The sequence below is a fragment of the Botrimarina colliarenosi genome (genome assembly GCF_007859955.1).
Taxonomy (GTDB): domain Bacteria; phylum Planctomycetota; class Planctomycetia; order Pirellulales; family Lacipirellulaceae; genus Botrimarina; species Botrimarina colliarenosi.
The window spans coordinates 1,736,123-1,750,984 of record NZ_SJPR01000001.1; the positions used below are offsets into that span (position 1 = coordinate 1,736,123).

Consider the following 14,862-nt stretch of genomic DNA (forward strand, 5'->3'; position numbering starts at 1 on the left):
CTTACGGGCCAGCCTTCACGACGACGGCGTCGCCGCCTACGACATCGAACCCCAAGTCGAAGCCGAGGTCGTCCAATTGGTCGCGTAGAGTAATGAACTGGGCGATAGCACCGGGTCTGACTGAGAGGACAAAATACTCCTTCGCGTTGTCATGCGACCGGGCCCACTTGACGATTCTTGCGAGGCCCAACTCATCCGCAGGGGCTGAAATCGTGGCTTTCTGCATTCCGCCGTCTAGCCTTGCGATCGAGATTGTCGTCGCGCCGACGTCGACCACCCACCCGTCCTTGGAAGTGGTCGGGTCCTTGTTGTAGATGACCCGCTTGGCGCTCTTTAAGGCCTCCAGTTCCTTCCTCAACTCCTCAATCTCCCCCTCCATCGCCTCGGTCGACGGGCGGTCCGCCGCATCCGTTGGCGCGATATCAGAATCGGCGGCGCGCTGTAGCCGTAGCTTTTCAATCGAATCCTGGAGAGATTGACGTCGCTTGTCGAGTTGTTCAGCCGAAGCATTCGTCAATTCCGCAAGGACGAGTTCCAATTCTCTTGAAGTCTTTTTGAGCTGCTGCAGCTGCTCCTCCGCCTGATCGGGCGAAATCGATTCGACCGTCTGGGCTTCGCTCCCCGCTTGCCCAGGGGTCTCCGTAATCTTGTCCTTCTGGATCAGTTCGAGCGCCAGCATAAGGGCGATCAACAAGATAATTCCGGTGACCGACGTGATGATGTCCTGGAATGCAAACAGCGAGAAGGCGCCGCTCGACTTTTTACGTCTCATGGCGTCACTCGGCGGCAGTCTCGAAAGGGGTCATACGCAGACGATTGACGATGTTTCGGTGGCAATAGTCTCGGGTGGCGTCGAGGAATTCTTCCTCACTCTTCCGCAGGAAGGTGATCAGCATCTGCACGGTGAGCGCGGCGACCAACCCTTGCAGCGTCGTCTCGAAAGCTACTGAGAGTCCTCCCGTGACCCCTTTCAGTTCGCTCGCGATCTTCGTCATGTCGGCGCCCTCCTGAGAGAGAACGTTTCCGAACCCGCCGATGGCCTGCGACAGGCCCAGCACAGTCCCGATGAAGCCCAGTACGGGAATCGCCCAGACGAAGCCTTTGAGCAGGGAATAGGAGGTGTCCATCGCGAGCTCGTCGTTTTCGGCCTGGGACCTCAGGATCTCGTCCACATCGGTCACTCGCCCGAGGTTCTTCAGATTAGACAACGCCACCTGGATGCGATTGAGGACGACGAAGTGCCGCGGGTCGTCGACGCCGCGGTAGAGCCGCGCCATGAGGTCGTCGACGGTGCTGGGAGACACCACAAAATGATCGTCGGGGAGAATCCGCAGCGTTAGAGCCTTGCGCTGAAATACGAGCTTCCTCCATTTGATGAAGAGGATCGCGATTGACCAGTTGAAAAAGAAGACGATCAGAAGCGGGATGTGGCCTTTGGTCAGCGAGAGCTCGAACATCTCCGCGAAGAATGAGCCATCGGTTGCCGCGACGATCAGGTAAAACGCAACCGTCATCAGCACCGCGAGCACGAAGCTGAGCAGGCTGCTTACGGCCGTGTGCCTTGCGCCCGGGAAGGCGAGCCGCCGTTCGATGTCCGACTTTCTCCACGACAGGACTGGACCCGTGGGGGCGGCGTGACCTGGCGTTGCCCCCGGTGGTGGGTAAGCCGTTTGATAGCGTTCCATGGCGGCAGTGCTTTGAAGTTGATTTCTGAGGGTCGTTCCGGGCTACCACCTAACTCGGCGCCAGCGAAATCCCCGCCGACAGTGAGATGATCAGAGCCGCCAAGCCGAGCACATAGCCGATGATCAACAGGATACTCGTAAAAACCCACACTGCCCGATAACTTCGGAGCACGGCGTCGAGGCGGTTCTGTCGCGGCTGTTGCAGGTATTTCCCGATCCGCAAAATGCTGGACGCCATCAGCTGGCCCGCCCAGAAGCAGACCCCGGCGCCGACGACCGAAGCAAACCCTGACACCATGGTGGGGGTGCTGCTGTACTTGGCGCCGAGCACCACAGTCACAGCGCCGAGCACCAATTCTATAGCCCCGCCTAAAAACAGGCAGACGGCTATGCAGATCAGCCACGAACGGCTGTCGCTGAGAGTACGCGCCAGATCCGAGTAATCGGAGGACGCCTGGACGTCAGGGCGGGGCGAGCCAGTCACTTTCCCAGCGAATTCCGGCATCGAGCTGGCCGGAACCCAATTCGCCAGCCCCTCCTTCCAAACAAGGGCCGCCGCTTGGACTCGGCCTGACGCAATCAACTGCTGAAGCGAACTAAGAGATACCGGGCCGTTCTGAGTGTTCGCGTGCTCGTAGTACCACCCCTCTCCGCCTGAGGCGGTTGGAGCTTCTAGCTTATAACCCGTGTCTGCGTTGGAGGATTTCTTGCGGTTCGAACTTTCTGCTTTCGTGTCGATCGGTGGAAAGAGGTCGGGGAACTCACCGGCCGTACGCCAGTCTTTGCCATCGAACGATATCTGATGGGAACGACTGAGCTGGCCTCGCTGCACGAGCAATCGCACCTTCTCGATGTCGAGAGGCCCTTGAACGCGTCCTCGCATCCGGATGTAGAGAGACTGTTGCACCGAAAGGTCTCCGATCGACGTGATGCAGGGTCATCTTCTGAGAAAAATGGCTCGCCCATCGGCGAGAAGTCGCTCACTCAGTAGGCGTGGCGCTCCTCTTTGGAAGTCGCCAACCGCTTCTAGGCGAGCGCCCGATTCGCCATCGGGCTTGAGTATTACAATCAGCTCGCCCGTTTGCACCCCACCGAATTTGCCACGTAGCTCCCACTCCTTGCCCCGGCGTTGATGCGCCCAGCCGATCCATTGGAGCTGATAGTCCGGCCGCTTCTGCAATTCTTGAACCGTGGCGAATGCGTCTTTCACGGCTTGTTCATCCGGCAACGCCAACCCCATGAGAACGACCTCGGCTTGCGCACGCTCTTGCACCAGCAGGGGGTCTTCGGGATTGACCCAGACGGCGCCGCCAACCCGGGCAGCGCCAAGCTCCGCAACCGTCTTGCGGTAAAGGTCCTCCAGCACGCTGCTTCCGCTGGAGCCCCATTTAAGCAGATCTTGAAGCATCATGACCTTAACGACGGGGTCAATTCTCGAGTCGCTGCGTAGCCGGTTGAAAGCCTGGACAAAAAAGCGTTCCCAGCCATAGGCGTCGATCGACTTCAACGCGCGGTGCGCCTTTTCAGCGAATTCCGACTGCGGGGCTTTGCCGAAATAAGCCACTTTATCCTTGCTGATCGCCTTCTCTTGCTCAGTAAGCTGCATGTCCAGAAGACACTTGAACCGCACGATCCGTCCGTCGCCTTTGGGGGCCTTTCGGCAGTAGTAGCGCTTGGCGCCGTCCTGAACCATGTAGAGCCCAGCGGTGAGAGGGTCCGCGCGGTACTGCCGCTCCATGTCCTCTAACAACCATGTCCCGTCCGCCAATCGGCGGTTGGCGACGGACTCGTAGAACGGTCGCCGCGTGGCGAACCAATCCGAGAGCGGGATGTCCGAGTAGTTGGCGGCGAGTAACTCGCCGTTCTTGAGCAGTTCGCGAGAAGCCTCCGGGGTCAGCCGACCACCCTCCACTGGTGCGGATTGAAGGGCGGCATTCCATGCGAGCAGCCCTTCCCAGAGTCGCGACTCCGCCAGCACGGCTGCAGCCTGCTCTTCGTCGATGGCGTCGCCAAGCGCCAGATAGTAGTCTTGCAGCGCCTTTCGATAGCCGTCGATGTCGCCGATGGACTCGGTTACGTCCGCCAACGCCTCGCGGCTGCGAACGTCGAGGTCGCACTGCTGGAGTAGCTCGCCTGCTCGTTCTCGCAATCCTTTGGCCAGGGAGGAAAGGCCGCTCGCTCGGGGATGGGCGCTAACGGCTTCATCTAGCTTGCTCTGGACCGAAAAGAGCCGCCGAGCCACCTCCGCCAGGTCGTCGCTCAGCATTGCCCTCTCGGCTCCACCCAGTTCTGCCCGAAGGTTTTGCAGTTTGACCTGCAGCGATTTGGTGTCGGCCTCCTCGACGGCGCGTCGCCACGCCTCCACGCGGTCTTTTTGCTTCGCAAGTAGCTGCTGCTCTTCGGGAGACTTCGCTAAGCTAGCCGCACGTGCGATCAACGTCGTGTCTGGCGGTGCTGGCGAAGTCCACGCGCGCAGCTGCGCGAGGGTCGCGTTGAATTGCTCTTTCCGACCCTCTTCGGCTTGGATCGACCCGACGGTCTTGGCGTGCTCGGCCCGCACTTCAGAGGCGGAGGCCACGTCCGGAGACTCGCGTTCGAGCTTCTCGAAATGTATTTGCGCCTCGCCGATCGCGCCGGTCTGGTTGAGATTGCGCAGGATACTTACTGCGTTCGCGACTTGGCTGCGATGCTGTTGCCAGTTGAACAGCACCGCCAAAACGGCGCCCACGACAAGGACCGTCCCCCCGACTCCCATGAGTACAAGACGGTGTTTCCGGCTAGCGGCGAGTTCTTCCGACGCAACTCGGTCTGCGAATCGGCGAGCGAGCGTCTCCGAAACCGGAATGTCATACGTCAATAGCTCATTGTACAGTGGCCCGATCTCCGCCAGCGGAGCGCCGTCGTCCAGCCCTTGTTCGATCGAGATGATGAGCATCTCCCGGTCTTGCTGCTTCGCCATTTGTTGACGCTGCCCGCGGACCCAATCTAGCGCCGGCTGCACTCGGTCAAGCAAAGGGTCGTCAGGCGATATCGCGGCGATCGCCGCCGCCTTCGCCCAATGCGCTTCTAGCTGTGCTGCGCGCTCGACCTCGAACGCGCCATGGGCTTCGTTCAGGGCAGGCTCGAGCGCTTCGAGCTCTCTGCGAGCCGCTCGAATGGCCACCGAGCGCAGCAACGAATCGACCGTGCCGGTAAGGACCGAGGAAGGCTGGACGAGCCACGCCGTCGAACGGAGTTCGGCTGCGAGGGCATCGAGTGTTCGAAGGTCGTCGGTCGCGGCAGCTTCGCGAGCCTGTTTCTCGACCTCAGAAAGGCGAGCCGATTCCATCTGGCGGAGGTCGTTCTCCCAGGCCTGAGCATCGTCGTCGAGCGCGATGAGACGGCGGAGCACGGCGATCCGGGCGGATAGAGGGCCGCGCCCCAACGCGAGCAGGCGGTGCTGCTTGAGCAACGCCTCGATCGGCTGCTGTGCGGCGTATGCCTCGTCGATTTCCGCCGCGATGTCGCCCAGCAGCGGCGGCGGTGGCGCCATCTTCCACTTCCGCAGCAGGCCCAACCACTCGGCCAATTCCGGGAAGTCCAGCAGCGCGTAGACGTCAAGGACGTGCGGCTCCTCTTCCGCCTTTTGGATCGCTTCGCTTCGCAGACCCTGACGCAGCAGCTGGCCGATCTGCCGGAGCCGGTGGTTGAGCTCGGCGCAAGCTTCGGCGTAGAGCGCGGCCGAATCGCGTAGCAGCTCTCGGTCGGCGGTCTGAGGCGAGTTGACCGCGGCTTGGATGTCGTCGACGTAGTACTGGTAGGTTTGCATCGCCTCAGTCACGCTCGCTTGGAATAGGATCAAACGGCGGCGGGTTTCCGAGCACGAAGACGTTCGCGTAAGGCGGGACCTTAAAGCCAGGAGCGTCTTGGGCACGAAGTTGCCGTGTCGCCCTAATGTGAATTTCCATTCTTGGAATAGCGTCGGCGAGGACGTTCCACGCCTCCAGCCGCTCGATCGGAAAGTTCTCTTGTTCCCAGGTAAGTTGCTTTTGTGCGCGGGCGTTTTTGCCGTTCTCGTAGAGCGGGGGAGCATTTTTCGGAGCGCTCGGTTGACGAATTTCCCAGTCGCCTAGACGGAGCCAACGCTCGTATCGCTCTTTCTCCGCAATAGTGGTTCCCTGCGCCAATCCGCCTGCCAATCTACTCAAAGCTGAGCGGAACACCTCTTGATCGATGTTTCTGCCTAGCTTTTGCAAAATCGACTTGTAATGGTAGTCCTCATGCTTACGTATCGCCGCATCGACGGATTTGTGTCGAGCCTCCAATCGTTCATCGAGGAACTTTCGATCAAAGTCTTTCCTCCTCTTTTGACTTTTTGGGACACTTGTCTGCAGGCGGATATCAATTTCGAGGCTATGAAAATCTGATTTTGGCGTCCTTGTTTCGATCACTAGAATGATGTTCTTATCCGCGTCGAGCTGAAGTTCCCATGACCCACCCGCCACGATACGAAACGCTGTGGGACCAATGGGCATTGGCAAGCCGGTCACCTCGCCCGTGTAAATCAACTGTTGCTGGTCAGGTATCTGGATCAGCGGTGTGTTCGGCTTGCTTGACGGCGCGAAATGTACAGCGGCGAGGTCGTCTGAGAATCCCAATGCTGATCCTTCGGGAAACGGAAGCTGCAGAGCGATTGCAAAGCGCTGTCCAGGAGGATCGGAGTCAAGACTTAGGAAGGCTGTTCGCAGCGCCATCTCTTCCTTTAAATTGGGCTTCCTGCGACCCTCGATCCAAGCAATCTTTGCGTTGCCATCGGTGAGATCGACTTCGGCGATGTGCTCGAATCCCCCCCCCGCGGCAACGTTCCATCGCTTCGCGTTAGCAATCGACTCAAGCCTCAACTCTGTATTCGACAAGGGCGCAAGCAATAGCGTCGGTCTGACCCCCCATTCTCCGTTGTAGTCACCAAGCTCAACTGACGATAAGTAGCCTTTATCGCCCACCTTACTCGAAAAAATGGGTAGTGATACTTCCTTACGGAGACCATCAAACAGTCCAGGCGGCGGAGTGGGCCTATCCGGAGTCTGCGGAAGTTTGCGCTGCGGAGCAGGTTGCGGCGGCGTCTGATCCGGTGCTTTCGGTACTAGGGGTTTGCTTGCCGTATTCTGCGAGTCCGATTTGTAGTCCTCTTGCTCTGGCTTAGACGGTTTATCCTTCTGCGAGTGCTGACGGTCGATCACGTCGCCGTTATCGGGGGCGACTTTTTCTTCTGATGACCTAGTAATGGAGCTTTCCCACTTCGTGTCAGTCGCTTTCGCCTCGCCAGAATCAATGACTTCGGCTGTCGGTCCGAAGGGAAACCCTACGATCACCGCGCCGACCGCGACGCCCAGGAGCAGCAGGATCGATCCCGCGACAATCAAAACGGGCAGGGGGAGCGAGCTTCTCGCGCGACGTCGCGGTTCCCAGAGTTCGTCTTCCAGGCGGCGATGTCCTTCTACAGGCGTTGGCCGCATCGGCAACATCGGAGGCGCCGCACCGGTCTCCCATCCCCGTGGAGCCCCAGCGGGGACCGTGGGAACCTCGACTGGATTGTCGTTGATCTCAGCCGGGCCGCGTGCAGCCGGCGTGATCGTTGCCGCTGGTTTTTCGTCGAAAGGTCGCTGCTGATTTGGTGAACTCACTTGAGGAAGCGTGCCGGTTCGGGCCGCTTCCGTATACGGCGACGATTCGAGTGCGGGGCCTCGTTGAGCCAGGTCAATCACCAAGCGGTCGGGGGTGCGACGCAGGCGTTCGGCCTCCGGCGTCCCCTCTGCTATGCCGCGCCAGAGACAATCGACGCCGGGGGGAGTTATCGCGAAGTAGGTGCTAAAGGAGCACGTCCAACGCGCCGTGGGGGGCATCAGCCGCTGGGACTCGGCGAAGAGCGGAAGAAGGTCCGTCCCGGACGGGAAGATGACGTACGCGGGTTCGTTGGGGCGCTCGATCGCATGTCGCGCCAGCACGCCACCCCATCCGGCATCCCCCATAGCGGCTTCCCAAGCGGTACACCGCGACGCGACGACATCGGGGGGCGTCGGCCGCCGACTCGGGGGAAGGGTCCGGGGATCGCCCTCCCATCCCCGGGCGAAGTACTCCGCCTGTCCCGCTATTGCCGCCGGCCCAGCGGGATTTAGTTCCGACGCGTCCAGCACGACATGGTGAGCGATCTTGTTGGAGCGCTGCGTGTAGTCTAGTCCGCAATCGGCGATGCGAGAGAGGACGAAGTGATCGATCCCTCCGATGCGGAGGCGGAGGTAAGAGTAGTTGACCGGGTTGAGATGGGCCTGGGGACCGCCCGCCTTGAACAGGTGCTTGTACCCGCTAAGCGACTCTAGCTGCTCGGCGAGGTTCTTCGCCATCCCTTGGGTGCAGGCGACGGTACAGTAGCCGCGAGAACCAGGCCGCAGGCCCCGCTGAGACGACGTGTAGACGAGTTCTTGACTCAAATGTAGGAACCTTGCTGGACCTGGCCTTTCATCGGTCACGCCACGTCGGCTGGGAGGACGAGGCCGCCGCCCCAACGCGCCAAAGCCACGAGCATCGGCGTCTCGGCCCAAATCGGATCGATGTCCTTCGGGCTCACGCCAAGGGACTGACCCGTGTCCGAGTCGACCACGGGGAGACAGCCCGTGGCGCTGACGGGGACGTAGACAACATGGTCGGTGAATGACTCGGCGGCGGACACCATTGACGGGGAGTACTTGCGGAGGAGGTCTCGCACTCGGTTCGACACCTCGTCAATCAAGGCATGGTCGAGACCGCAGAGGCCGCCGTCTTTTTGCCTCCAGGGGTCCGGGAGCCTCTCACCCATCCCGAGCAAGGGGCTCCAGGTGTCGAACTTCGTCACGACGATGATCAGCGGCCTGGAGTGCTTTTGGTTCTGATGCAGCGCGCCGTGCTGACGAACCCTCGCCACCATCTCGTGGAAGACAGAGTCTTGGCGGTAGGTTTCCAGGCCGATATCTGTCTCGGACCTTCCCGAGCGCTCCGCGCAGTCGCGCCGTAAGCGAGGTTCTTGGGTCGGATCGAAACAGAACATCAAGAACTGGGCTTGAGCCAGGTGCCGCGTGACCGGCGCTGCGGCGTTTTCGCTGCCGGGCTGGAATGACTCACCCGCGTTGTCGTAGAGGCAGAGGAGCCGCGAAGCAGAACTCGTCTTGGCGAAGAGTGGGTGCTCCTTGGCCGGGCGGACCGAGAACAGGAACGGCCGAGGGTAGCGTACGATCTGTTCTCCGTAACGAACAAGATTGTAGAGGTCGCCTTCGGTTTGCGTCTTCGCGAGTTTGACGTACGCGTCGGGGTCGGGATTGTAGAATTGAAGGTTCTCGTATTCGTTGAGCGGAAGGTTCGAGATTGGGTCCGCGTCAGTAAACGAGACCCCGAAACTTCCCGGCAAGACATTCCGCAAACGCCAAGCCATCGACGCCAAGAAATAAGTCTTGCCACACGACGGCGTGCCGGCGATCGACGCAAAAAGAGGTGGGACTTCCACGAGTGGGCGGGGCACCCTCAAGTGACAGTTGGGACACGCCACTTCGTGGCATATCATCCCTCGCGAATCGACCGCGTTGCCCTGTACGTTGAACCTAGTCGGAAGAAATCGGAGTCCCTCGTCTCCCAAGCGAGCGTCGTTCTGCAAATCCGGATGCGTCGCAACCCAGCGGATGTCCTCCGAACCGAACCCCTGCCAGCAGTGGGGGCACGTCACCCGAGGTCTGAGCCGGATGAGGATTCTTGGCGGGGCGGCAGGTTGGGAGGCGGGCATGTCGGCGGACGCCGTGTCGATGTGGTGGCGATTGAGACGGGTCTTACCGGCGGCAATGTGTCAAGTTGGCCGTCCGGTCCGTCCGCGAGACGAGCTTACCGGAAGCCTCTTCGACGGAAGGGGACTACGCAGAACGTCGTATTCGCCCGACTCGGTTGGGACATAGACGCGAAATCCAATCTCTGCATTGAGATGTAACTCGTTGCCGATTGTCACCAACTTATACATATCTTTCGCCAGCTGTTTGGATTCAGGGATCGCGTCGGAGAGTCTTCGAATCTTGCTCTCCAAACCGGTGATTTGAGTGTCAAGACTCTGCGCCTGACCGTGGAGGAATACGGCTCGCGGTCCCTTTGCCCGCGATAGTTCCGCACGCACGGAGCTAAGACGAGACTTGGCGTTGGGCAAGTCTCGTTGGGCGCGTTTAATCGCCCGCTCGTTGTCGACAATCGACTTCTCTAAGCCCGCGATAGCTTCGGTCACTCGTTCAGCACTATAGCTTCGCCACCTCTTCCCCAGCTGAAATCGCGGGATTACCGTTACACAAGGCCCTTCTTCGTTGCTGGTAAGCCGGACCTGGAACTTGATTGGAAGCGGCGCGCCCTCGATAAGAATATCGAGGTCACGATTCGCCTCGACGACGCCCGTCTCAGGACGCATCGAGCTAGAGTTTCCGCCAAAGTAGGTCCCCGTCACCTGCAAGGCCATCGCTTCCTTGGCTGGCAAGTAGTCTCCCGTAATAGGAATCTCGCTCTTCACTTCCTGAAGATTGACCTTGTGGCAATCGATTAGTTTTGCCTCCCGTAGGCAGATCCTCTTGGACTCGTTTTGGTGATCCAACTGGAGAACGCAGTTCCGCAGCCGATCGGCAACCGCGGCGTACTTCGGGTCGAGCCATTCGAATATCAGTGCCCCTTCTCTTACATAAATCTTCGCCACCGGCTCCTCGAAGGTCCTGACCAGGTTCGAGGTCGATTCCGCTTTCAAACGCAGCTCCACCAACGCTTCGCCGTTTTCGCTGACCGTTTCTGCATAAAAGCTCGCGCGTTGGACGGCGCGAGTCTTTGGCTGATCGATCTTGACCACAAGTTCTTTGAGCAGATCCGGCTCGGCCTTGCCAAGAAGAACCGTCTTGGATGGCTTTGAATCTGAAGTCGTCAGAGCAGAGTCGATCGCCATCAAGAGCGGCAAGCTCGTGAACTCGACGATTTGCGCCAGGGGCTTCTGGCTCTTAATCGACTCGGTGGCTGTGGGCGGGGAGGCCGCGACGGTCGCTACATTAAAGCGGTCTTTCGTGGGACCCGGGGCATGACGCTCCTTTGGCCGGTTAACTAGGGGCGGTTTGGCTGGCCCGGAGGTGTCTATAGCCTCAGCGACAGCAGATAGGCTCGCACTCGTGGGGCTATCGGCGGCCTCATCTGGCAAGGGTTCAGATGATGTAGCCGTTGGGGCGTCCGCGAGGTCTTCGGACTCAGGCTGCAAAGCGCCGGCTGAGGGGGTCAGGTCGCTCTGCAAGTTGGTGGCGACGAGAGGCGAAGAACCACCATCGATATCACGGGGTTCAGCGCTGCGAGAGGCAAAGTAGACCGCGATGATGGTCGCGATAATCGCAACGCCCCCCCCTGACAATACCGGCAGCAGCCACGCTTGATGCCCGCTCTGCGGCTTAGGCGGCGCCACGGGGGATAAGGGCGTGAAGTCGCTCGACGCGACCGCAGCACGTTCCTTCACCCGGGCGTTAGCTGGTGACGGGGGCCCCGACGTCCGCGATGCGCGAACTGGAGTCTTTGGCCCCTTGGACCTCCCACGCACCATCTCGGTGTAGGAAAGCCGGGCGTCTGGGTCGGATAAGCAAATCGCGGCCCGCTGAATGGCCTTGAGAACAACCTTTGACGCCACGTCCAATTCGGCCGGCAGCTTTCCGGTCCGGAGTTTTTCGGCCTGTATAGCGGCCGCATTCTTGACGGTTTCCGGGTCCGCCTCGCCCACCGGTAGCCGGAGCAGGTGAAAGTGATTCGGGGGGCATTGTGCCGCCGGCACACCCAGATACTGAGTGCAGACTCGATCGACAGCGGCTTGCTCATCTGCATTCACGGCGCACTCAAACCATGGGTGGAACTTGAGAGACCACGTTCTTTTAGCCACCGGATGAGACAAAGTCTAGCAAAGCCGCCCATTGCTCTCGCCGGTAAGTTACTTCATTTGGAAAGCTCCGAGCTCTCAGGCAGCCTCGTCCGAACACGGGCACGACCCGCAAACGTCCCCGTCACCCGTCTAGTGGTTTTGTACCAGCGCGTGCCCTGCCTATTTTGGCGGCCGGCTCGTTCCCACAGCAAATCTACTGGTACCATCACAGGGGGCAGGTCAGAAACTGGGTTCCAGCCAGAGCCGCATAAGCCACTTTGATGGTATGGATTTGGCGGATCAGAGGCACTTTCAAGAACAATCCGTTTTGAGAAGTCCAAACACCGTCCTGTGCAAATGCAGTCCCCCCTGTTCGGCGCGGCGCACGAGTTCCCGGAAATACGCCGGCGGCTGTCGTACCGGATCTCTTTCACGCTGCGCCGCACAGTCGGTCACGAGAACGCTGAGCGCCGCCCCACTCCGCCCCAATAGACCACACGCTTCACCCCAGCTCGACTGTGAGATGCCCAACTCGGCGCGCAACCGGTACGTCGCCTCGATCAGGTCGATCCAACACGGGTCGGGTGGCAGCATCGCTGTGAGCCTCTCACTTGCCGCCCCGAGCGCCATCCCGAGCGAGATGTGCTCGATCCCCGACGAATCTTGCCCCGGGCCCGGTGGTCGCCGATTGGCCTGGGTGGGTTCCACTACGCTTTCCTGAAAGCCAGCGTCGCCCCGACTACAAGAATCAATTGAAGATTGAGTGGTGTATTTGTAGTGGGCGAACGGGGGTTCGTCCTTGGATGAACGTTTGCGTGTTTCTTCAGCCTTAGAAGCCTCACCAGGGGCCTCGGGTAATTCCGCCTCCCCTACCCCCATTGCCGTTAAAACGTCTTTGCAGAGCGTCTCGTGCTCGGCAAGTAGCTCATGCAATCGATCAAGATCGAGATGCGTCCGGATCGGCACGGCGATCCCCTCGTAGCGTGCGGCGAATCGATGAACGAGTTCAGCCGAACCCGCCTCCTCGCGCGCCGACCACTCGGCCAGCAGGCCCCGCACCCGTCGTCTCAGGGCCGAGATCGACCGCTTCGCCCCCATCCACTCGTCGTCGTGGCGGCGCTTCGCTTCAACCAACTTCTCAAGTTCGGCGCGCAGGTAGGCCAGCGGCGTGAGGTCGACCCCGTAGGCGTAGACGATCCGTCCCGTATCGCTGCAGCGTTGCCCGTAGCGCTTGTGGTTGCCGCTGTCGTTCCAGCCGATGGCGCCGGCGGCGAAGAGGGCCGCTTCGAGCTTCTGGACCTGCCGTTCCGAGACGCCGAGGTCCAACGCGGTGCGCGCGAGCGACTGGTAGACAACCGGCCTGCCCCCCTCCTCCCAGTCGATATCCCGCGTGAACGCAAGGTAGTAGTCCAGGAGCGCCACCATCCGCGGCGTGAAGCCGGCCAGCTTGCCGGCGCGCTTGACGAGGAGCAGCAGCCCGTAACGGTCGGCCCCCTCCTCCAGCCCGCAAAAAACGTCGGCGAGCGAGCGTGAGTAACGGAGGGCGTCCGATTCGACGCGCCCTCCCCCATAGTTCTTTAAGTGGTTTTCATTCGTTGGATAATTGGTTTGCATCCATATGTAAGCGTCCCCTCCTCGGCGGCGCCGCGGTCCTTCTTGCAGGCGCGCCAAAGCACGCCGGCGAAAAAACCGCTTGCGCCACGGGCCAAAGAGCGCTACGGTGGGAGTGTTGAAGTCACACCGCTGGCGTCTCTCGCCAGAGCCCTGAAGAACCGCCGCTCTTGAACGGCGGTTTTTTCGTTGGGGCTGTCCTCGTTCGGGTCGACGCCCTCCTTTCTTGGGTTGGTGGTGGATGGGCGCGTTAGAACGACGCGCCCGACGAGACCCAGCAAGGCCCGATTCGGCCCCGTGGTGGAACCACCGTAGCACGATTCGCCGCCAGTTGTCCCCAGCTTTGTGAACACCCCGCGGACACCCGTGGTCACGGGGTGGGCGAACCGTGTCCCCCACCCGTCCCGTGTTGTGCGCTTCGTCGGTGCGAACACGTCTTATATTCGTTCGCCGGCACAAGTCAGGCGAACTCAACGCCACAGCCCGGGAGGAGGGGTGTCCGGCGCCAGTGACGATCCGCCCACCTGCGCGCGTCGTGGCCGAACACCTCCAGCGCCCACCGTGGCGGCCACGGGGCGAACACCCCCGCCCAATCAGGCGTCTGTGGATAACCGTCGCCGCATACTCCTGCCGTCGTTGCGCGCCACTCGCCCGCGTGCTAACGTGTCCGCACAACAACGAACCAGCTGGGCGACCGTGACCACCAAGAAGCCGACCACCAAGTACTCGATCACCTCCGCCCACCGGATCACCGGCAAGAGCCGCACGACGATCCAGAAGCACGTCAAGCAGGGCAAGCTCTCCTACGAAGAAGACGACGCGGGAGTGAAGTGGATCGACGCTTCGGAGCTGATGCGCGTCTACGGCGACGAGTGCGACTTCGCGCGGGAGGAGGGCGGCACGACGGACGAGACCGGTCCGACCGCGGCGGGCGAGGGGACGCGGAGCGAGCTGCACAGTGTGCGTCGCCTATTGGACACCCTGGGCGAGGAGCGCCAACGCGAACGTCAGCAACTCCAGTCCCAGATCGACCAGCTCCAGTCGCAGATCGAGAACCTGCAAGACGCCCTCAAGCTCTCGCAAGAAGGCCACAACCGCGCGACGCTGCTGCTAGAGGACCGCACCGGAGGAGGGGAGTGGCGCCAGGCGATCCAAACGCTCGAATCGAAATTCGCCAAGCGCGAAACGGCCGTCCGCCGCGAAGCCCAACAAGCGGCCCGCGCCGAGATCAAAAGCGGCCCCTGGTGGGCGCTGCTCCGCAAGTAGTTTTTTTACCAATCTCAAACGGGCCCCCGGCCCACAGCGGTTCGCCTGGCTTCGTCGGCTTCGGAGGATCGGCTCTCACAACAGCGAGCCGCTTCCGGAGCAGCCGGCGAAGCCCCCCGCGCATCGCCAAACCAAAAAGCCTGGCTTTGTTGGTGAGGGGGTGAGGCTCTCTTCGCCTGTGACACGATTCGTCTTGCGCGCCATCGCCGGCTGCGCTACCTTCAACGGGTCGAACGAAAAGACGGTTCGACCGGGATGAGAAACCCGCCCAAGCATTCGGCCCGGGCGGGCCGGATGGCCGCCGAAAAAGCCCCCGGGCTCAATAAGCGGCGCCTTCGCTTGGGGGTTTTCTAACATCCGGCCCACCAACGAACGCAGGAGCCGTCCACC

9 protein-coding genes are annotated in these 14,862 nt (G+C 61.0%); 1 reads left to right on the top strand and 8 read right to left on the bottom strand.

Going from position 1 to position 14,862, the window contains the following annotated elements; genetic code table 11:
• Position 1: 1 nt before the first annotated feature.
• The 8 genes from Pla108_RS06885 to repC form a co-directional block, all read right to left on the bottom strand.
• Positions 2–679 carry a hypothetical protein gene (locus tag Pla108_RS06885; RefSeq protein WP_146444124.1) on the bottom strand — a complete coding sequence of 226 codons (678 nt, stop codon included), beginning with the start codon at positions 677–679 and terminating at the stop codon, positions 2–4.
• A gap of 97 nt (positions 680–776) precedes the next feature.
• On the bottom strand, positions 777–1,685 hold the full coding sequence (locus tag Pla108_RS06890) for a MotA/TolQ/ExbB proton channel family protein (RefSeq protein ID WP_146444125.1): 909 nt from the start codon (positions 1,683–1,685) through the stop codon (positions 777–779).
• Positions 1,686–1,734: 49 nt separating this feature from the next.
• Positions 1,735–2,592 carry a GYF domain-containing protein gene (locus Pla108_RS06895; RefSeq protein ID WP_146444126.1) on the bottom strand — a complete coding sequence of 286 codons (858 nt, stop codon included), beginning with the start codon at positions 2,590–2,592 and terminating at the stop codon, positions 1,735–1,737.
• A 30-nt stretch (positions 2,593–2,622) separates the two neighbouring features.
• Positions 2,623–5,493: a hypothetical protein gene (locus Pla108_RS06900; RefSeq protein WP_231934316.1), complete on the bottom strand. Its 2,871-nt coding sequence runs from the start codon at positions 5,491–5,493 to the stop codon at positions 2,623–2,625.
• Between the two features lie 4 nt (positions 5,494–5,497).
• Positions 5,498–8,191: a GAP1-N2 domain-containing protein gene (locus Pla108_RS06905; RefSeq protein ID WP_231934318.1), complete on the bottom strand. Its 2,694-nt coding sequence runs from the start codon at positions 8,189–8,191 to the stop codon at positions 5,498–5,500.
• Positions 8,188–9,198: a hypothetical protein gene (locus tag Pla108_RS06910; protein ID WP_231934320.1), complete on the bottom strand. Its 1,011-nt coding sequence runs from the start codon at positions 9,196–9,198 to the stop codon at positions 8,188–8,190. Before Pla108_RS06910 ends, Pla108_RS06905 begins: the two co-directional genes overlap by 4 nt.
• A gap of 333 nt (positions 9,199–9,531) precedes the next feature.
• Entirely contained in the window at positions 9,532–11,202 is a 1,671-nt protein-coding gene (locus tag Pla108_RS06915) for a hypothetical protein (protein WP_146444130.1), read from the bottom strand.
• A gap of 705 nt (positions 11,203–11,907) precedes the next feature.
• Positions 11,908–13,209 (bottom strand): plasmid replication protein RepC, encoded by a 1,302-nt coding sequence (gene repC, locus Pla108_RS06920; RefSeq protein WP_146444131.1) that lies wholly within the window; start codon positions 13,207–13,209, stop codon positions 11,908–11,910.
• 660 nt (positions 13,210–13,869) lie between these two features.
• Here repC and Pla108_RS06925 point away from each other — a divergent pair.
• The gene (locus tag Pla108_RS06925) at positions 13,870–14,472 is read left to right on the top strand and encodes a hypothetical protein (protein WP_146444132.1); all 603 of its coding nucleotides are present in this window, start codon (positions 13,870–13,872) and stop codon (positions 14,470–14,472) included.
• The last annotated feature ends 390 nt before the right edge of the window (positions 14,473–14,862 follow it).

Coding starts and splice junctions, on each gene's coding strand:
- Pla108_RS06890 (WP_146444125.1), bottom strand. CDS start 1,685: ATGGAACGCTATCAAACGGCTTACCCACCACCGGGGGCAACGCCAGGT.
- Pla108_RS06900 (WP_231934316.1), bottom strand. CDS start 5,493: ATGCAAACCTACCAGTACTACGTCGACGACATCCAAGCCGCGGTCAAC.
- Pla108_RS06885 (WP_146444124.1), bottom strand. CDS start 679: ATGCTGGCGCTCGAACTGATCCAGAAGGACAAGATTACGGAGACCCCT.
- repC (WP_146444131.1), bottom strand. CDS start 13,209: ATGCAAACCAATTATCCAACGAATGAAAACCACTTAAAGAACTATGGG.